Raw genomic sequence first — 16,382 nt, forward strand, 5'->3', positions numbered from 1 at the left:
TGTTCAGGGAGCGCGGCAAGGGCTGGTGTGAGCGCGGTACGCATGTACGCCTGATCGTTCCGGCTTCGATCCCCTTCGTCCTACTCGCCGTTGTGATGGCCCTGTCGTGGTGGGAGGACCGCATCCTGCCCGGGTGTCGACACCGCGTTGACAAGGGAGCTTGCCGGGCGTTGACCGGCAGCACGACGTAGGGCCATGCCACTCCGGATCATGCGGTCACCGCATTCCACCTTCCCGATTCGCCGGACTCCGCGGAACTCAGGAAATCGCCGCGATCCGGAGCCCGGCGATGATCTGGATGCAGGCTCCGGTACAGGCGCAGGTGGTCACCAGGGGAGGATCCGCTGCCGCCGCGGATGCTGACGGTGACGGCGGGCAGCGGCATCACCCCGGTGGCGGGAATGCTGCACACCCTCACGCGCCGCCGCGTCTCCGGGCCCGGCCCCGGCTCGTACTCCTACACGGCGAACCTGGCCCGGACGGGTTTCCTCTTCCGGCCTCGCGGAGCCGCGGCGCGTCCGCCACGAGGGCCGGCGGGACCGGACCGGGAGATCACGCAACGGTTGCTGCGCGGGTGAGCATGTCATGGACCCCTCGCACCGGTGTATCCATCAAGGGTGCGAGCCGCACCAGCCGCAGTAACATGGATCGTGGGTTGGCTCACTCTCACGTGCAGCCGCCCGGAAGGGCGACTCCGGCGTGGTTGCGCCGGAGTCGTTGGCACAGCCGCACGGCCGGTTCCGGCCAGGCCGCGACCTTCCAAGAGCCGCGGCCCGCATCGACCGGTGTCCCGCTCGGGAGGGACGGCGCATGATCCAGTCAGCCGACATCCGCGAATGGCGCACCCCTGACGTCGTCGACCCGAAGGGGCACAGGATCGGCGTGCTCGAAGCGGTCTACGTGGAGAGCCGTGGGACCGGGGCGTCGGACGAGTTGTCGTAGCCTGGCGCGGCTGTTGTGCTCGACGAGGATCGGCACGTAGCCGGCGATACGAGCGTTGCTGAGCGGCTGGTAGCAGTCCTGCACCACCTCCCGCACGACCGCGGGCGTCAGCAGGCCGGCGTAGGAGGCCGTCAGATGGTCTGCGAGCTTCAGAAGGGTGTCGGGTAACGCGGTCTCGGCCGTGTTCGCGCCCATGGCGCGCTCCTCACTGTCACAGACGGCCGACCGCGGCAGCCGATCGGTATCCGGGTGCTCGGCGTCGGCCCGTCCACTTCCCACACTTGCACGGATCGCGTCCGTGGAACGGCCCGCCGGATCTGTTCATCAACTGGCCATCTGGGACAGGTCGACCTGCGGGCGGGCCCGTACAGCCGGCCGGAGGAGTAGACTGGTGTTACCGAGGGTATTTCGAGCACCGGCCTTCATGCTTGTGTCGTTTTCGGCGATTGATTACACCGGGCCGGTTCCGACCGGCCCGGAGCAGGGTTCGCATCATGACCGCGACCGTTTCGTACGCGCCGACACTCGAAGACCGGCCCTCTTCTCCGTCTCTCCGCATGCCGCCGGCTCCCACCGGTTCGGCTGCGGCTGTGCTGGATGGCGCCTGGTGGCCCCGCTCCTGTTATCCGGGGGCGGAACTTCCCTCATTGACTGCCCTGCTCGATCCGCAGACGACTCGCGTCTCGGCCGCCTGGCTGATGGCAGCCGTGAGCGACCCGCTGCGCACGTCGGCCACGGGCCGGCTGATGGACGAGGCGGCGCGTCTGCGTACCGTGACGGCGACCGACCGGGCCGTGGAGGTCGTCTGGGACGCTGAAGGAGGCCGTGAGGCCCGCGGTCCGACCCCCCGTCCACGGATCCCGGCAGTTACTGCTCCGGTAGTTGCCATTCCGGCAGCCGCCCTGCCGACACCGCATCCGGCGAAGGGCAGGTGAGGGTCATGGAGACCTTCGTGGCCGTGATGGCACTCCTGGCGATGGTGGTTGTGGGCGTGCTCCTGATCCACCTGCTCAACAACCAGCACGACGAGCGCATCGCCGCTTTCCACTACGGCCGCTCCCGGTCCGCTGTCCGGGGGTTGGCACCATCGGCCCCGCAGAGGCATCGCGGCCGTGGCGGAACGAGTAGCGCCGGTGATCGCCGCGACCACCGCGACGGGGGACGCGGACGGCTCCGGCCACGGCGCCGGACCCGGACGGCGGGGAAGTGAGTCGCCATGCTCCCCGCCACGCACCCCGTCAGGCTTCTGGCGGACACCAGCAGTGAGCCGGTGCTTCCCGGCACCGCGGTCCTGCGGATGGAGACGACAGCCCGGCGCACGGGGACGTTCGACGGCGCGTGGTGGCCGCGGACACGCGACCTCAAGAGCCAACTGTCGGGTCTCCTCACCGCGCTGACGGCTCGCCTGGGCCCCATCGCCCGCGTGGGCCTCGACGCGAGCGACTGGGACGGGTCCCCCGGCCATCTGTTCGTCGACGGGCACATGGTCCGCATCGATTGGTCCGCCGTGGGCGACAACACCATGATCGTCACCCGTGGCGACCAGGACCACTTCCTGTTCCTCGTGATCCCGCCGGGAGCAGGTACCGGCCCCGCGCGTGCCGCGATGGCCATGGCCGTACAGGACGACAACGCCGTCTCGGCCGAGCGGATCCTGGCCGCCACCGGCATCACCCGGGCCGACCGGAGCGACGTAGCGCAAAGTTCGCCCGGCTGAACCGGGCCGATACAGCAGAGCCTGCGACAGCAGCCCGGGACCCCGGCCGCACCACGGACAACAGGCCGGGGTCCTCCCGTGCCGTCTGCCTTCCGGACCGCTCGGGTGCGGGGACGCCATCGACGCAAGGAATGTGAGAACCATGGGTGTTCTGATCACTGTGCTGGTGGTGTTCGCCGCGGTCGGGCTGGTCCTGGTCGCCCTGAGCCTGCGCAACGTCCAGCAGTACGAGAAGGGCGTGGTGTTCCGCTTCGGGCGGCTGCTGCCGGACATCCGCGGGCCCGGCCTGCGCGTCATCCGGCCGATCGGGGACCGGATGCGGAAGGTGTCGGTGCAGACCGAGGTGCTGTCACGTACCCAGTAGTAGTCGGTACCAGCGGGATCCTTCCCGAAAACGCCGGAAGATTCACTGACTACCGCTCAGGCCATCACGTAAGAGCAGGTCAAAGGCACAGCAGCCGTGCCCTCGCCAGGCGCCTTCTAAGCGCTTGGCCGCAGGTTCGAGTCCTGCCGGGGGCGCCCAGTCTCCGCCCTCCTTCAGGAGGGCGTTTTTGCTGTCAGAGCGGGTTTCCCAGTGCCATGACCGCTTTTCCGAAGACACGGCGTCCGCGCAGGGCCTCGGCGGCCTCTTCGAAGCGGTCCCAGGAGCCCTGCCAGCCGATCTCGACCCGGAGGAACCCCTCAGCGGCCAGCTCGGTGAGAACGGCCAGGTCCGCGCCGGCATCGCCCTCGATGACGAAGGAGTTCAGCGACTTGGCCGGGCCGACGGTCGCATACGGCGCGAAGACCGCCGGCTCCCCGGAAGTCCAGCCGACGCTCTGCACGCTGCCCCCGGGGGCGAGCAGGTTCCATGCGGCGACCAGCTGAGGGCCGCCGACGCTGTCGACGACCACGTCGACCGGTCGGTGGAGTCCCTCCAGTCCGATCAGCACCTCGTCGGCGCCGGCCTCGGTCAGCCCCGCCGCGCGGGCTGCCGAGCCCACCGACGCGATCACATGGGCACCGGCCCGCGCCGCCAGCTGGACCGCGAACCGGCCGACCCCGCCGGAGGCCCCGGTGACCAGCACCCTTTTGTCCGGTCCGAGCCCCGCGGCGCGCAGCGAGCGCAGTGCCGCCACTCCGGCGACCGGCAGAGCCGCGGCCTGCGCAGACGCCAGGCCCTTCGGCACTTCGGCGAGCGCACCCACGTCGATCGCCACGCGCTCGGCGAACGCTCCCGCGGTCAGCGCCACCACCCGGGTGCCCACCGCCGGACCGGTTCCGTCGGCCGCGGCCCGGACGACCACTCCGGCGGCGTCCGAACCGAGCACCGCGCCCACCGGGATGCGTCCGGAGCGGGCGTCGTTGAGGTCGCCGTAGTTCAACGAGGCGTGGGAGACGTCCACCAGGGCCTGGCCCGGCCCGGGCACGGGGTCGGGCACCTCGGCGAGGCGGACGGCCGCGGCTGCGGACGGATCGACGACGAGAGCACGAACGGGCATGTCTTCCCCCTTGGTTCACGACTTGTAACCACCGACTGAACCGCCGCCCTTTCGTCACCGCCGGTCCGCTTGCGCGGCTGCGGCTTCGCCCCGGACGCGCCGGACTCACGCAGCGGCAGAATCGATCAGGGCGCCGAGTCCTCCTTGCTCCTCGCCGCCGCGTACGCCTGGGACGGTGTCATCGGCACTCCGTTGATCTGCACCGTCTTGTACGGGCTGACCTTCGCGCAGGTCTTGGCCTTGTCGGCGGTCTGGGCGTGCGCGTCGGCGACCGCGGCGTGCGTGTCGGCGGGAGCGGCGGCCGACGAGCCGCCCGAGGAGCCGTACGCCGTGCCGCTCGGCCAGTCGCTGCCGATGACGAGGACCACGCCGCTGCTGCCGCCCTGGGTGAGGTGCGAGGCGGGCAGTCCGAGGGCGGAGGCCGCCGTCTGGGCCTCGGCCTTCTGCCCGGGGCCGTAGGTGATCGTCGTCCTCGACGACTGCGCGGGGGCGTTGCCCGTGGTGGTGTTCGAGCTGAAGCCCTTGGTGAGGAGGGCCTGCGCGATCACGGAGGCGCGTCCGCCGGTGGTGGTGCCGTTCTCGACCTGTACGGCGACCTCGGAGGCCGGCACGGTGGCCGCCGGCGACGCGGACGGGGACGCCGAGGACGTCTTCTTCTTGCCGCTGTCCGAGGTCAGGGACTGGTCGTTCGCAATGGTCGCGAACAGCGACCTCGCGGAGGCCGCGGGGACGACCCGGTTGGCGTTGGTCGGGTCGGCCGCGGTCTGCATCGTGGTGAACGTCATCCGCTTGGACGGGACCTTGTTCAGATCGGTCGCCAGGTTCACCAGCTTGGTGACGCTGCCCAGGCCGGTGTCCACGGTCAGCGCCTTGGTGGCGGCGTCCGCCAGCGAGTAGACCTTCCCCGGGTCCGTCAGGGTCCCCGCGCTCTTGAACTTGCGGATCATGGCGCTGAGGAAGAGGTGCTGGGAGACGGTACGGCCCAGGTCGCTGCCGTCGCCGAAGCCGTGCCGGGAGCGGACGAACTCGAGCGCCGCATCGCCCTGGAGGGTGTGGGTGCCCTTGGCGAGCTTCAGGTGCGAGTAGGTGTCGTAGACGTTGTCGCTGACGCAGACGTCGACGCCGCCGACCGCGTCGGACATCTTCACCACTCCGGCGAAGTCGAGCATCACGAAGTGGTCGATGGTGATGCCGGTGAGCTGGTGAATGGTTTTGACCTGGCAGGCCGCGCCGTACTGCAGCGCGCTGTTGATCTGGCCGTAGTAGCCGGACGTCGCCTGGCCGCTGTCCGGGTCCTTGCACGCGGGGACGTGGGTCATGGTGTCGCGCGGGACGCTCATCACGGTGGCGTTGGAGCGGTCGGCGGAGACGTGCACCACCATCTCCACGTCCGCGTTGTGCCCGACGGTCGCACTCGCCTTGCCGCAGCCGCCGCCCAGTTTGCAGTCGGCCGCGTTGTTGCGGCCGTCGGAGCCGATCACCAGGATGTTGATCGGGGTCCGCCCGAAGGCGTCGGCCTTCTCTTTCCCGCCGGCGCCGTCGTCGATCGCGACGCTCTTGATGTTGCCGTTCAGATGCTCGTACAGCCAGGCACCTGCTCCGGCCGTGACCAGGATCAGCGCCGCCACCGTGAACAGGGCTATGCGGCCGATCCTTCTGCGCCGGGCGACGGGCTTGGCCCGGCGGCCCGCGCCGCGCCCCCGGGAGCGTGCCGCCTGCCGGGCCGCGGCCCGGCCTCCGTGCGGTGGGCGGGACGTGCCGTCATCGGACTCGCGCTGACGCGGAACACTTGCTGAACGATCTCGGGTGGCCGCATGGCCACGATTTCCGCCCCAGGGGTCGCTCAACTCCCACTCCCTACGCTGTGGCCGACGCCAACCGACGGCGCCACGGCGCACCCCTCGGGTTGGTTGATTGCGCAATATAGCAAGCGTTATCCCGTTCGCAGGTGGGCTATGTCACACCTCCCACCTGCGCCGGGTCGGTACACCGTACCGGCACGCCTCTCCGGCTCAGCGAACCGTGCTGTCCTCGGTCACCGGACGGGCCGATGCGGCATCTCCCGGGGAGGACTGGATGACGCGGGCGGCCGTCGCGTCGGACGCCGGCTCGGACTGCGGCTGGGCGGCTGGCGCCGGGGCGGTGCCGTCCTCCTTCATCGCCTTCGCCTCGCTCTTGAGGATGCGCATGGACTTGCCCAGACCGCGGGCGGCCTCGGGCAGCTTCTTGGAGCCGAACAGCAAGATGATGACGATTGCCAGGACCAGCAGGTGCCAGGGTTCCAGTCCGTTGCGGAGCATCCCGCCCACCCCTTCTCACTTCTCGCATGGTTGCTACGTTGCGCAACTGTACAACCAAGGTGCCCTTCTGACAGCCACCAGTCCGACGGTGTACAGCGCGAGAACGGCGGCCAGCAGAAGGTAGTAGAGAAGCGGCAGCGGGGTCAGCCCGAGCAGCGAGCCGAGCGGTGAGACCGGCAGCAGCAGTCCTACGGCGGCCAGCGCGCCCGCCGCCCAGCCGATCGGCCCGGGTCCGCGCCCCACCGCGAGACGCCCCGTGCGCAGCAGGACCATCACCAGGGCCTGGGTGAGCAGGTTCTCGGTGAACCAGCCGGAGTGGAACACCGCCCGGTCGTCCAGCCCCCCGGGTCCGTGCAGCGCGAGCTCCAGCACGCCGAAGGTGGCCAGGTCGGCGACCGCGTTGAGGACGCCGAAGCCGATGATGAAGCGCAGCAGGTCACGCGGGCGCAGCAGCGTCGGGCGGCGCAGCACCGACGGATGCGGCCGGTCGTGCGCGAAGGCCAGTTGGGCGGCGTCGAAGCACAGGTTCTGCGCCAGCACCTGGGCCGGCAGCATCGGCAGGAAGGGCAGCAGGAGGCCCGCAGCGAGCATCGCGATGACATTGCCGAGGTTGGAGGAGAGGGTGATGCGCAGATACGTGGCGATGTTGCCGCCCGAGTACCGTCCGGCCGCGATGCTGTGGTCGATCGCGGTGAGGTCCTTGTCGGCTAGGACCACGTCGGCGCTCTCCCGGGCGACGGCCACGGCGCCGCGCGGTGCGATGCCGACGTCGGCCGCGCGCAGGGCGGGCAGGTCGTTGACCCCGTCACCGAGGTAGCCGACGGTGTGCCCGCCGGCCCGCAGGGCGGCGGCGAAGCGGGCCTTGTGCTCGGGGCTGCAGCGGGCGAGGACGACGGTCCGGGTGGCGGCCGCGGCGAGTTCGGCGTCGGTGAGCCGGTCGATGGCGTCGGCGGTGAGGACACCGTCCTGCGGTACGGCGATCCCCAGGTCGCTGCAGGCCCGGACGGCGGTGCCCGGGTGGTCGCCGGTGAGGATCCGGACGGCGACACCCCGGTCGGCGAGGACCTTGAGCGCTTCGGCGGCGGTGGGGGCGAGCGCGTCCTTGAAGGTGACGAAGCCCCGGAAGTCCAGGCCGCGTTCGTCGGCGGCCGTGTACGCGCGGATCCGCGCGGGACAGTGCGCGGTGGCCACGGCCAGCACCCGCAGCCCGTCGTCCGCGTGCCGCGCCGCGAGCGCGAGCAGCCGCCCGCGCTCGTCGTCCTCCAGTACGCAACGCTCCAGCACGGCCTCGGCGGCCCCCTTGACGGCCAGGGTGTGCGTGCCCAGCCGTCCCGGCGTGCGGACGACGGCGGTCGCGAGCCGCCGCAGCGGATCGAACGGAAGGGCCGCCACCCCGTCGTACGCCATGACGTCGTCCTCGTCGGCCGCGTCCAGGACCGCGTCGTCGAGGGCGTCCGGGGCGGGCAGATCGGCGAGCTGCAGGGTCCACCAGGCGTTCACCGCGGCCCAGCGCAGCACCTCGGGGTCCTCCCGGCCGTCCGGGCCGAGGGCCTGGTGGAGGACCGGCCGGTCCTGGGTGAGCGTTCCGGTCTTGTCGAGGCACAGCACGTCGACAGCGCCGAGGTCGTGCAGCGCGGGCAGCCGCTTGACGATCACCCCGTGGCCGCGGGCCAGCAGCGAGGCGCCGCGGGCCAGGCACATGGTGACGATGACCGGCAGCATCTCCGGCGTCAGCCCGACCGCCACCGCCACCGCGAACGGCAGCGTCTCCAGACCGCGGTCGCGCAGCGCGGCGTTGGCCATCAGGACCAGCGGCGGGGTCAGCAGCATGAACCGGATGAGGATCCACGAGATGCCGTGCACGGACCGGTCGAAGGCGCTGGCCTCGGGCCGGGCGTCGCCTCGGCCGTGCGCCGCGGCGAACCGGGTCCGCGCGCCGGTCGCCACGACGACCGCGGTGGCACTGCCGGACGCGATGCTGCTGCCCTGGAAGCAGAGCTCGGGCCGGTCGAACGGGCCCCCGGCCGCCACGCCCGGTCCGTCGGCGGCGTCCTTCGCCACGGGGGCCGACTCGCCCGTGAGCACGGCCTGATGCACGGTCAGGCCCTGCGCGCGCAGCAGTCGTACATCGGCGGGAACCAGGTCGCCGGGGCCGAGCCGGATCACATCGCCCGGCACCAGCTCCTCCACCGGGATCTCCCTGGCGTCCGGCGGGAGATCCTCCCCGGCGCGGCGCAGGACGGTGGCGGTGGTGGCGACCAGGCCGCGCAGGGCGGCCATGGACCGGCCGGCCCGGTGCTCCCCCGACGCGCGCAGCACACAGCTCACGGCGACCAGCAGGAGGATCACACAGGCGGTGCCCCAGGAGGCGACGGCCGCCGACACCAGCCCGAGGCACAGCAGCACGGCGGTGAACGGATCGCGCAGACTGCGCAGCAGCGCCCCCGGCCAGGAGGCTTCCCGGTGCGTCGGCAGAGTGTTGGCCCCGAAGCGGGCCTGCCGCTCCTCGGCCTGCGCCTCCGTCAGACCGCGCGGCCCGCTGTCCAGGCTCCGCAGCGTCTGCAGCAGGGTTGAAGGGCCCCGCCCCGCGTCGGCGACCGGTCCCGGCCCTTCTGCGGAATCGAACGCCCCGGGGCCCGGTTCCGGGGCCGCGCTGATGTCAGCCACCGGCCCCGCGCAGCGGGTGCACGGGCGCGGACGACCCGTCGGCACGCGCGGCCAGCTGCCCCACCATCACCCGGACCACGGTCACGACGTCGGGATCGTCGACGAAGTAGATCTGCCGCCGCCCCTCCCGCCGGGACCGCACGAGCCCCGCGAGCTTCAGCTTCGCCAGGTGCTGGCTGACCGCGGGCAGGGCCCCGCCCACCCGGTCGGCGAGGTGGGTGACATCGCTCTCGCCCTGCGCCAGCGCCCACACGAGGTGCAGCCGGGCCGAGGAGGCCAGCAGTCCGAAGGCGGCGGCCGCCTCGGCCAGTACCTCGGCCGACGGATCCTCGAAGCCCCCGATGTCTGCCGCCACAGTCCTCTCCCGTCCCACCCGATAGCCGCGCCGCACCGCGCGGGGCCATTCTAGGTGTCGGGCTGCGCCCGGACCTCCGTCTCGGTGCCCCCTGCCGCCGCGTCGTCCGGCTCGGAGCGGCCACGAGCCGCCATCAGGAACCAGGCGACGTCGCCGAGGGCCGTCCCGGCGGCCACCGCGCCGGCGACCAGCCCCGCCGTGATCAGCCCCTGTCCGACGTAGGGCCGCCCAGCGAACGCGTCGGCTCCGAACCCGAGGAACAGGAACACGGCGGCGGCAACGGCCGGCACACCGGTCACGAGCATGGCCCGTACGCACACGAACCGCATGTATCTCCCCCGATGGATGGACGCCTGCGGCATGGAGTGGCGAGTGTAATGGTTCTCGGCTTGCGCAATTTTTAAAGGCTTACTTGATCTACCCCGCCGACGAAAGGGACCTCCGTGCGGCTGCGCTGCGCTGTGCTCGACGACTTCCAGCAGGTGGCGACGGAGCTCGCCGACTGGTCGCCGGTGGCCGACCGGGTGGATGCCGTCAGCTTCGCCGAACACTTCGACACCGAGGACGCACTCGCCTCCGCCCTGACCGACTTCGACATCGTCGTCACCCTGCGCGAGCGCGTTCCCTTCCCGGCCTCACTGCTCGCCCGCCTGCCCCGGCTGAAGCTGCTCGTCGCCTCCGGCATGCGCAACAGCGTCATCGACTACGCCGCCGCCGAGGCGCACGGCGTCACCGTGTGCGGCACGGCGAGCACCTCGACACCGCCCGTCGAACTGACCTGGGCGCTGCTCCTCGGCCTCGCCCGCGGCATCGTCGAGGAGAGCAACTCCCTGCGCTCCGGCGGCCCTTGGCAGCAGACGGTGGGCGCCGACCTGCACGGCCGCCGTCTGGGACTGCTCGGCCTCGGCAAGATCGGCAGCCGCGTGGCCCGGGTCGGCACCGCCTTCGGCATGCACGTCAGCGCCTGGAGCCAGAACCTCACCAAGGAGTACGCCGACGAGGTGGGCGTCGAACTCGCCGCCTCCAAGGAGGAGTTGCTGGCCGACAGCGACTACGTCTCCGTCCACCTGGCCCTGGGCGAGCGCACCCGCGGTCTGCTCGGCCCCGCCGAACTCGCCCTCCTCAAGCCCACCGCCTATCTGATCAACACCTCCCGCGCCGCGATCGTCGACCAGGACGCCCTGCTCGCCGCGCTGCACGAGGGCCGGATCGCCGGCGCGGGCATCGACGTCTTCGACATCGAGCCCCTCCCCGCCGACCACCCGATGCGCACGGCTCCCCGGCTGCTCGCCACACCGCACCTCGGGTATGTGTCGCGGGCGAACTACGAGACGTACTACCGGGAGGCGGTGGAGGACATCCGGGCGTTCCTGGACGGCGAGCCGGTACGCCGGCTGGGCTGAGACGGCCGGCTCCCGCGGAAACGGTCAGGCATACCGGTAGATCCCGCTCACGTCCTCCATCTCGTCCGGTGTCACCCCCCACGGCGGCATCGGCTCGTGCCGGGCGACGATGCGCCCGCGCTGCCCGCTGCGGGGGCCGGGCGGCTGGGCCGGCAGATAGCGCGGGGCGCCGTTCCTGTGCAGTCGCTGCCAGCGGGTCCACTGCAGGTCGACGAAGGCGTGGTGGAGCCAGAACACGGGGTCGTTGACCGAGGCGCCGCCGAGCATGGCACCGCCGACCCAGCGGTGGACGCGGTTGTGATTGCGCCAGGCGACGCCGTCCTGCCCGGTCCCCCAGCCCTCCAGCTTGTTGCGGAACCCCTCGTCGCAGGTGGAGTCCCAGGGCGAGGTGTCGTAGACCGGGTCGGCGAGCGCCTCCTGGAGTTCCTCCTCGGTCGGCAGCTCGATGGGGTCGTCGGCCCGGCCCAGGTCCCGGGTGAGGAACTCGACGTCGATGACGCCCTCCCGGATGCGCCAGTAGCCCTGCGCATAGGCGAACGGCCCGGTGACCACCTGGTGGTCGCCGCTGCGCCCGTTGCCGCCGAGGAGGTCGTCGCTCCAGGGCACGGACGTCGTCGAACGGTCCCGCGTCCAGTCCCAGTACGGCACGGTCACCGAGGGGTCGACCCGTTGCAGCGCCCGCTCCAGGTCCAGCAGGAAACGGCGGTGCCAGGGCAGGAAGGAGGGCCCCATGTGGGCGGGACGCAGACCGGTCTCGCCGTCGGCCTGGTAGTACGCGATGTGCACCCGCACGAACTCGTCGTACTCTCCCCGCCATTTGATCTGGAGCAGCGCGTTGACGAGCCGTCGCCGCTCGTCGCGCGTCAGCGTGCTCACGTCCTTACGCACGTACACCATGGCGTTCCCCCATGTGCAGGTGCCCTCCGCCGAGCAGGCCAGGCGCCAGGTCGCGCAGCCGCTGCCCGGGGCCGAGCTCGTCGACGGCCGCCCGGGTGGCCTCCACCAGGGTCCGGTACGAGCAGTAGTGGTTGACCATGCTCAGCCAGCTGCCGTCGGAGCGGCGCATCAGATGCAGCGGGCGGCCGTCCACGGTGACCTGCCACGCACGGCCGTGGGCGCCGCATCCCGGAGCGGGGAGCAGGGCGCCCCGGATGCGACGGCCCCGGTAGATCTCGTCGAAGGCCGACTCGGCTGCCTCCACGGCGCCTCCCGTGGACCGTGGGGCGCGGGAGGCGGCGAGGACAGGGGCGAGCGCGGCGAGGCAGACGAGCACCCGGCGCCTTGTCGCCCGCCACCCCGGCGGCTCGGCGCCGCTCGGTACTCCACCGGCACTGACGACCATGGCTCGCTCCCTCGTAGGGTCAACACCAGTACGTTCATACGATGCTGTCTCCACGCGGAACGTCGGCGGAGCCGGTACGTCAGCTCGTCCATAAATCCCACAAACGGGTCAGGGTCGGCAGGCCGACGACGCCCTCAGCGCGGGGTGAGGGCCGGCAGGAGCACCTGAGCGGCGGCCCTCAGGGTCTGCTCGGCGCCCGCGAAGGCGGCCGGCGCCGCGGGCTCGATCGGCCGGCCCGGCCTGCCCGCGGGCCAGGGGCGCGCGGTGAACACGAGACAGGCGTAGCCGCGTTCGGCGACCGCCGGGAGTCACTCGGGCGGAGCGGCGCACCGGGCACCCAGCTCCGGCATGGTGCCGAAGGCCTGCCCGGCCTCGAGAAACAGGCTGACGGCGATCCGGTCCCCGGTGGTGCCGTCGACGAGGCCCCCGCCGACCCGCAGCCCGTTGCCGGCCGGCAGCCCCTCGACCGCGGCGGACATCGCACGCGGGCCGCCCTCGGCGTCCCCGAGGGAGTCGGCCGGCAGATACGGCAGGTCGCCCCCGTCGGCGGCCGCGCCGCTCCAGGGCAGCACGACGAGGGTGCCGAGGTCGGTCAGGCGGACAGGGCGCGTTTCGGTCGGGGTTGAGGTCATCGCGCGACCTTATCGACGGGCTGCCGAACCTCCCGCTGCCCTCTCACCCGAACGACCGACGGCCCGGGTGAGGTTCACCCGACCGTTGCCGCCGCGGCGAGGACCTTGCCCAGGGCGCTCACCATGCCGCTGACGGCCGGGGGGACCTTTTCGGCGTCGCCGGAGGTGGAGGCCACGATCAGGGCGTCGACCGCCTTCTTCAGAGCGGTCAGCGCATCCCCTTTGACCGCCTTGGTCCGCAGCGGGGTGGCCTTGGCGATGGCGTCCTTCACGGCGTCGCCGAGCTTCTGCGCCTCGACGACGGACAGCTGGCCGCCGTCGGCCTTCAGTACGGCGTTGAGCAGTCTGGCGACCGGAGTGAGCACACCGCCGATGTCGCCGAGTTTCTTGACCTGCGGGATCAGTTCGTCCGCCCCGGGGACGGGTCCGAGGGACGACATGCGGGTGCGTTCCCGGGCGGAGCCGGCCGCGACGGCGGCCGGGGCGGTGATGCCGACCAGGAGGGCGGCGCCAAGAGCGACGGACGCGATACGCCGTGCGGGCAGTGCACGCATGGGGGCTCCTTTCGAGAACACTCAGCGGTAGACGCGAAGGTGGGCGACGGCGAAGGTGAGGGGGCCCGGACCGGAGGGGGCCGGGTGGTACTGACCGGCGCTCAGCGACAGATTGAGGATCAGGTACGCCGACCAGTCGGCGCCCACTCCGGTGCGGTCGCGGAAGACCCGCTCGCCGTTGACGTACCAGTCGACGGAGTGCTCGCCGTAACAGCTGCCGATGGTCACCCACTCGGCCGGGGCGATCGTGTCGGCATCCGTGTGATACGCGCCGGCGTGGTTGACGTGGTTGGACAGCTCCAGCAGGTGCGGGTTGTCGGGGTGGTACTCGAAGGTGTCGATCTCGTTCCCGCCGTCCTTCCAGGTCCACAGCGCCGGCCAGGCGCCGGTCCCGGAGGGCAGTTTGACCCGGGTCTCGGCGTAGTCACCGGTGCGCACCTGGAAGCCCTCGGCGGAGTACTCGGTGGTGAGCAGGCCGGTGTGCCAGGCCTGTCGGCCGTTCTCCAGGGTGTGGCGGGCCGGGTGGGCCGTGAAGGTGGCCACGCCTTCGGAGACGGTCACACAGCCGGGGCTGAGCCAGTCGAGCTTGTTGTCGTCCGGATTGTGGTTGCCGTAGCGGTAGGCGCTGGTTCGGTCGCCGACCCATTTGGTCCCCCAGGCGATGGGGGCGTCGAACTCCTCCGACCAGGTGAGCGACTTGCCGCCGGCGAAGGCAGGGGACGCGGTCGGCACGGGCTGGGCGCTGTCGGCGGTCATGGCGGTGAGGGTAGGGCCGCGAAGCGGCCGCCCCGGCCGAAGCAGCGACTGCACCGCTGGAATTCCCCTTTCACACTACCCATCCGGCCGAAACCGCACCCACCATACGATCAATTGATTCACCGACCATCTGAATCCCTTTGACGGCACCGTAAGCAAAGCATTGTTCACCCCTCCGACTTTCATGCGTATGGAGTAACGCATCGCTTTTACGGAGGGCATGGACTGCTATGTTCTCCAGCCGTCGGATCAGAGGTAACTTTCAACCGAGGTGAATCATGAAGAAGGCAATTTTCACCACTGCGGCGTTGGCCATCGGCGCGGGCCTCGTGGGTGGGTCCGCCGTCGCGGCGTCGGCCGCCACTCCGCCGGCCGCACCGGCCGCGTCGGGCGGCCTGCTCGGTCTCATGTCCCCGACCAAGGTGACCCCGGCGGTGGTGCCCGCGGCCGACGTCGTCTCGCGGCTGGCCCGCAACGGCAAACTCGCCAACGGTAGCGCCTTCGACAAGCAGAAGACGCCGGGCGTCTCGGGCGTCTACCTCGACGGCATGGACCCGAACGCTTCCAAGAAGCCCACGATTCCGGTGCGGAACCCGGCCGGAAACGGCGTCGTTCAGGTGCACCCGCTGCAGGCCCCGACCTCCACGGGGCTGGGGAGCCTGCTCAGCAAGTGACAAGACGGAAACCGTAGGAGCCGGCCGTACCGGCGAAAGCCCTCATACGAAGCATTTGCCCGGCCCACCGGCCCTCTCCCCTCCGGTGGGCCGGACACATGTCGACGGCCGTTCCCTCTTCGGATTGTCGTTCATTTACGCCACAAGGATTCCGGATCCAATCAGGTCCGGCCCCCAGGAACCTGCGGCATTGCGCCATCCGACGGAATAAACCTTGTTTAGGTGCCCGTCCCGTGACTTATACGCGCATATCAAGGTTTCCTGGTATGCAAGCGTGCGCAACCGTGAATTGAGGAAGGAACTAAGTTGCCCAGGAAGTTCGCGGTCATCACTGCCCTCACCCTCGGCGCTATGGTCAGCAGCGTCGGTCTCGCCTCGGCCAACGACAGCAACACCACCGTCAAGGGCGGCAGCGGCTTCGCGGAGTCGCCGGTCGTCGTGAACGCCCCTCAGCAGGGCGTTCTGGTGGTCAACGGGACGCTCGTTGACGGCCGTTGCATCGCCCCGTGGTCCAACGGATCCGTCCTCGGCGGCATCGTGGCCCCGAATTCGCACTACGCCGCGTGCAACACGGCGGCCGTCGACCAGTCGCAGAACGCCCCCTACTCGGGCGGCCTGATCTTCTGACCTGCTCCGAGCACATCGGAGCAAGCGCATCACCCAAAACAGCCCGGAAAGGCGCATCCCATGCGTAACAAGGTTTCGGCCATTTCCGCCCTCGCCGCGGGCCTCGTCCTCGCGGCGGCCGGCACCGCCGCGGCCGAGGACTGCACCGACGTCAAGGGCGGCAGCGGCTTCTCGTCGTCCCCGGTCGTCGTCAACGCTCCCCAGCAGGGGGTTGCCGTCGTCAACGGCTCGGTCGCCGACCTCCGTTGCGTCGCGCCGTGGTCCAACGGTGCCGTCCTCGGCGGCGTCGCGGCCCCGAACTCGCACTACGCCGCATGCAACACGGCGAAGATCGACCAGTCGCAGAACGCCCCTTACACGGGCGGTCTGATCTTCTGACCTGCTCCGAGCACATCGAAGCACGGAAACCCCCATCGCCCCACCGAAAGGCGCATCCCATGCGTAACAAGGTTACGGCCATTACCGCCCTCGCCGCGGGCCTCGTGCTCGCGGCCGGTGGCGCCGCCTCGGCCAACGACTCCAACACCACCGTCACCGGCGGCAGCGGCTTTTCGGAGTCGCCGATCGTCGTGAACGCCCCTCAGCAGGGCGTCGCCGTCATCAACGGCTCGCTGATCGACGGCCGCTGCATCGCTCCGTGGTCCAACGGTGCCGTCCTCGGCGGCGTGGTGGCCCCGAACTCGCACTACGCCGCGTGCAACACGGCGGCCGTCGACCAGTCGCAGAACGCCCCGTACACGGGCGGCATCATCTTCTGAGCCGCGCATCACTCGATGGCGGTCCGCCGGAATTCCGGTGGGCCGCCATCGGCTTTTCCATGCCCGCTTTTCTACTCTTCGCTTTCCCGCTCTTTTTTAAGCTTCTTTTCCGGGATCCATACACGCCCGTGGGGCCTGTCCGCATCTGCAGCAGACAGGCCCCACGATCAGGAG

19 protein-coding genes and 4 pseudogenes are annotated in these 16,382 nt (G+C 70.9%); 11 read left to right on the top strand and 12 right to left on the bottom strand.

Features of this window, described 5'->3' with window-relative positions:
* The first annotated feature begins 356 nt into the window (after positions 1-356).
* Both ACFY1U_RS37720 and ACFY1U_RS37725 read left to right on the top strand, forming a co-directional pair.
* A complete protein-coding gene (locus ACFY1U_RS37720) occupies positions 357-578 on the top strand; it encodes a hypothetical protein (RefSeq protein WP_390698561.1) in 222 nt (73 codons plus the stop codon).
* 232 nt (positions 579-810) lie between these two features.
* Positions 811-909 (top strand): annotated as a pseudogene (locus ACFY1U_RS37725) (PRC-barrel domain containing protein); the annotation flags it as partial.
* 42 nt (positions 910-951) lie between these two features.
* Here ACFY1U_RS37725 and ACFY1U_RS37730 read toward each other — a convergent pair.
* A pseudogene (locus tag ACFY1U_RS37730) lies at positions 952-1,137 on the bottom strand (three-helix bundle dimerization domain-containing protein); the annotation flags it as partial.
* Between the two features lie 362 nt (positions 1,138-1,499).
* On the opposite strand from ACFY1U_RS37730, the gene ACFY1U_RS37735 reads away from it, so the two are divergent.
* The 4 genes and pseudogenes from ACFY1U_RS37735 to ACFY1U_RS37750 all read left to right on the top strand — a co-directional run.
* Positions 1,500-1,877, top strand: coding sequence for a DUF5994 family protein (locus tag ACFY1U_RS37735; RefSeq protein ID WP_390698717.1), 378 nt, complete (start codon positions 1,500-1,502; stop codon positions 1,875-1,877).
* Between the two features lie 5 nt (positions 1,878-1,882).
* Positions 1,883-2,152: a hypothetical protein gene (locus ACFY1U_RS37740; protein ID WP_390698562.1), complete on the top strand. Its 270-nt coding sequence runs from the start codon at positions 1,883-1,885 to the stop codon at positions 2,150-2,152.
* Positions 2,153-2,158: 6 nt separating this feature from the next.
* A complete protein-coding gene (locus tag ACFY1U_RS37745) occupies positions 2,159-2,659 on the top strand; it encodes a DUF5994 family protein (RefSeq protein ID WP_390698563.1) in 501 nt (166 codons plus the stop codon).
* 142 nt (positions 2,660-2,801) lie between these two features.
* A pseudogene (locus ACFY1U_RS37750) lies at positions 2,802-3,008 on the top strand (SPFH domain-containing protein); the annotation flags it as partial.
* 208 nt (positions 3,009-3,216) lie between these two features.
* Here ACFY1U_RS37750 and ACFY1U_RS37755 read toward each other — a convergent pair.
* From ACFY1U_RS37755 to ACFY1U_RS37780, 6 genes are all read right to left on the bottom strand, one after another.
* On the bottom strand, positions 3,217-4,140 hold the full coding sequence (locus ACFY1U_RS37755) for a zinc-binding dehydrogenase (RefSeq protein WP_390698564.1): 924 nt from the start codon (positions 4,138-4,140) through the stop codon (positions 3,217-3,219).
* A gap of 125 nt (positions 4,141-4,265) precedes the next feature.
* Positions 4,266-5,987, bottom strand: a complete 1,722-nt coding sequence (locus ACFY1U_RS37760; RefSeq protein ID WP_390698565.1) for an LCP family protein — start codon at positions 5,985-5,987, stop codon at positions 4,266-4,268.
* A gap of 165 nt (positions 5,988-6,152) precedes the next feature.
* Positions 6,153-6,440 carry a Sec-independent protein translocase subunit TatA gene (gene tatA / locus ACFY1U_RS37765; protein ID WP_390698566.1) on the bottom strand — a complete coding sequence of 96 codons (288 nt, stop codon included), beginning with the start codon at positions 6,438-6,440 and terminating at the stop codon, positions 6,153-6,155.
* Between the two features lie 33 nt (positions 6,441-6,473).
* Entirely contained in the window at positions 6,474-9,107 is a 2,634-nt protein-coding gene (gene mgtA / locus ACFY1U_RS37770; protein WP_390698567.1) for a magnesium-translocating P-type ATPase, read from the bottom strand.
* Complete coding sequence (locus tag ACFY1U_RS37775; RefSeq protein ID WP_390698568.1) at positions 9,100-9,462, bottom strand: ArsR/SmtB family transcription factor; 363 nt, start codon at positions 9,460-9,462, stop codon at positions 9,100-9,102. Before ACFY1U_RS37775 ends, mgtA begins: the two co-directional genes overlap by 8 nt.
* Positions 9,463-9,512: 50 nt before the next feature.
* Positions 9,513-9,791 (bottom strand): hypothetical protein, encoded by a 279-nt coding sequence (locus ACFY1U_RS37780; protein ID WP_390698569.1) that lies wholly within the window; start codon positions 9,789-9,791, stop codon positions 9,513-9,515.
* 114 nt (positions 9,792-9,905) lie between these two features.
* On the opposite strand from ACFY1U_RS37780, the gene ACFY1U_RS37785 reads away from it, so the two are divergent.
* A complete protein-coding gene (locus ACFY1U_RS37785; RefSeq protein ID WP_390698570.1) occupies positions 9,906-10,865 on the top strand; it encodes a D-2-hydroxyacid dehydrogenase family protein in 960 nt (319 codons plus the stop codon).
* A 24-nt stretch (positions 10,866-10,889) separates the two neighbouring features.
* Here the strand turns inward: ACFY1U_RS37785 and ACFY1U_RS37790 are convergent, their stop codons facing one another.
* The 5 genes and pseudogenes from ACFY1U_RS37790 to ACFY1U_RS37810 all read right to left on the bottom strand — a co-directional run bounded on the left by ACFY1U_RS37790 (position 10,890) and on the right by ACFY1U_RS37810 (position 14,149).
* On the bottom strand, positions 10,890-11,762 hold the full coding sequence (locus tag ACFY1U_RS37790) for a tyrosinase family protein (protein WP_390698571.1): 873 nt from the start codon (positions 11,760-11,762) through the stop codon (positions 10,890-10,892).
* Positions 11,746-12,207 carry a tyrosinase family oxidase copper chaperone gene (locus tag ACFY1U_RS37795; protein WP_390698572.1) on the bottom strand — a complete coding sequence of 154 codons (462 nt, stop codon included), beginning with the start codon at positions 12,205-12,207 and terminating at the stop codon, positions 11,746-11,748. The genes ACFY1U_RS37790 and ACFY1U_RS37795 overlap by 17 nt, the downstream gene beginning before the upstream one ends.
* A gap of 134 nt (positions 12,208-12,341) precedes the next feature.
* A pseudogene (locus tag ACFY1U_RS37800) lies at positions 12,342-12,839 on the bottom strand (DUF5949 family protein).
* Positions 12,840-12,913: 74 nt separating this feature from the next.
* A complete protein-coding gene (locus tag ACFY1U_RS37805) occupies positions 12,914-13,393 on the bottom strand; it encodes a hypothetical protein (protein ID WP_390698573.1) in 480 nt (159 codons plus the stop codon).
* 21 nt (positions 13,394-13,414) lie between these two features.
* Positions 13,415-14,149, bottom strand: a complete 735-nt coding sequence (locus tag ACFY1U_RS37810) for a beta-glucanase (RefSeq protein ID WP_390698574.1) — start codon at positions 14,147-14,149, stop codon at positions 13,415-13,417.
* Positions 14,150-14,427: 278 nt separating this feature from the next.
* On the opposite strand from ACFY1U_RS37810, the gene ACFY1U_RS37815 reads away from it, so the two are divergent.
* The 4 genes from ACFY1U_RS37815 to ACFY1U_RS37830 all read left to right on the top strand — a co-directional run bounded on the left by ACFY1U_RS37815 (position 14,428) and on the right by ACFY1U_RS37830 (position 16,208).
* On the top strand, positions 14,428-14,823 hold the full coding sequence (locus ACFY1U_RS37815; RefSeq protein WP_365831223.1) for a hypothetical protein: 396 nt from the start codon (positions 14,428-14,430) through the stop codon (positions 14,821-14,823).
* A 306-nt stretch (positions 14,824-15,129) separates the two neighbouring features.
* A complete protein-coding gene (locus tag ACFY1U_RS37820; RefSeq protein WP_389070865.1) occupies positions 15,130-15,450 on the top strand; it encodes a hypothetical protein in 321 nt (106 codons plus the stop codon).
* A 60-nt stretch (positions 15,451-15,510) separates the two neighbouring features.
* Positions 15,511-15,828, top strand: a complete 318-nt coding sequence (locus tag ACFY1U_RS37825) for a hypothetical protein (protein WP_390698575.1) — start codon at positions 15,511-15,513, stop codon at positions 15,826-15,828.
* A gap of 59 nt (positions 15,829-15,887) precedes the next feature.
* The gene (locus ACFY1U_RS37830; protein ID WP_389070871.1) at positions 15,888-16,208 is read left to right on the top strand and encodes a hypothetical protein; all 321 of its coding nucleotides are present in this window, start codon (positions 15,888-15,890) and stop codon (positions 16,206-16,208) included.
* The last annotated feature ends 174 nt before the right edge of the window (positions 16,209-16,382 follow it).

The sequence above is a fragment of the Streptomyces sp. NPDC001351 genome (assembly GCF_042896045.1).
GTDB lineage: Bacteria > Actinomycetota > Actinomycetes > Streptomycetales > Streptomycetaceae > Streptomyces.

Excerpts from the sequence above, each read along its gene's own strand:
- ACFY1U_RS37810 (WP_390698574.1), bottom strand. The coding sequence starts at position 14,149 with ATGACCGCCGACAGCGCCCAGCCCGTGCCGACCGCGTCCCCTGCCTTC.
- ACFY1U_RS37735 (WP_390698717.1), top strand. The coding sequence starts at position 1,500 with ATGCCGCCGGCTCCCACCGGTTCGGCTGCGGCTGTGCTGGATGGCGCC.
- ACFY1U_RS37720 (WP_390698561.1), top strand. The coding sequence starts at position 357 with ATGCTGACGGTGACGGCGGGCAGCGGCATCACCCCGGTGGCGGGAATG.
- ACFY1U_RS37740 (WP_390698562.1), top strand. The coding sequence starts at position 1,883 with ATGGAGACCTTCGTGGCCGTGATGGCACTCCTGGCGATGGTGGTTGTG.
- ACFY1U_RS37780 (WP_390698569.1), bottom strand. The coding sequence starts at position 9,791 with ATGCGGTTCGTGTGCGTACGGGCCATGCTCGTGACCGGTGTGCCGGCC.
- ACFY1U_RS37830 (WP_389070871.1), top strand. The coding sequence starts at position 15,888 with ATGCGTAACAAGGTTACGGCCATTACCGCCCTCGCCGCGGGCCTCGTG.
- ACFY1U_RS37805 (WP_390698573.1), bottom strand. The coding sequence starts at position 13,393 with ATGCGTGCACTGCCCGCACGGCGTATCGCGTCCGTCGCTCTTGGCGCC.
- ACFY1U_RS37755 (WP_390698564.1), bottom strand. The coding sequence starts at position 4,140 with ATGCCCGTTCGTGCTCTCGTCGTCGATCCGTCCGCAGCCGCGGCCGTC.
- ACFY1U_RS37790 (WP_390698571.1), bottom strand. The coding sequence starts at position 11,762 with ATGGTGTACGTGCGTAAGGACGTGAGCACGCTGACGCGCGACGAGCGG.
- ACFY1U_RS37815 (WP_365831223.1), top strand. The coding sequence starts at position 14,428 with ATGAAGAAGGCAATTTTCACCACTGCGGCGTTGGCCATCGGCGCGGGC.
- ACFY1U_RS37795 (WP_390698572.1), bottom strand. The coding sequence starts at position 12,207 with ATGGTCGTCAGTGCCGGTGGAGTACCGAGCGGCGCCGAGCCGCCGGGG.
- ACFY1U_RS37745 (WP_390698563.1), top strand. The coding sequence starts at position 2,159 with ATGCTCCCCGCCACGCACCCCGTCAGGCTTCTGGCGGACACCAGCAGT.
- tatA (WP_390698566.1), bottom strand. The coding sequence starts at position 6,440 with ATGCTCCGCAACGGACTGGAACCCTGGCACCTGCTGGTCCTGGCAATC.
- ACFY1U_RS37825 (WP_390698575.1), top strand. The coding sequence starts at position 15,511 with ATGCGTAACAAGGTTTCGGCCATTTCCGCCCTCGCCGCGGGCCTCGTC.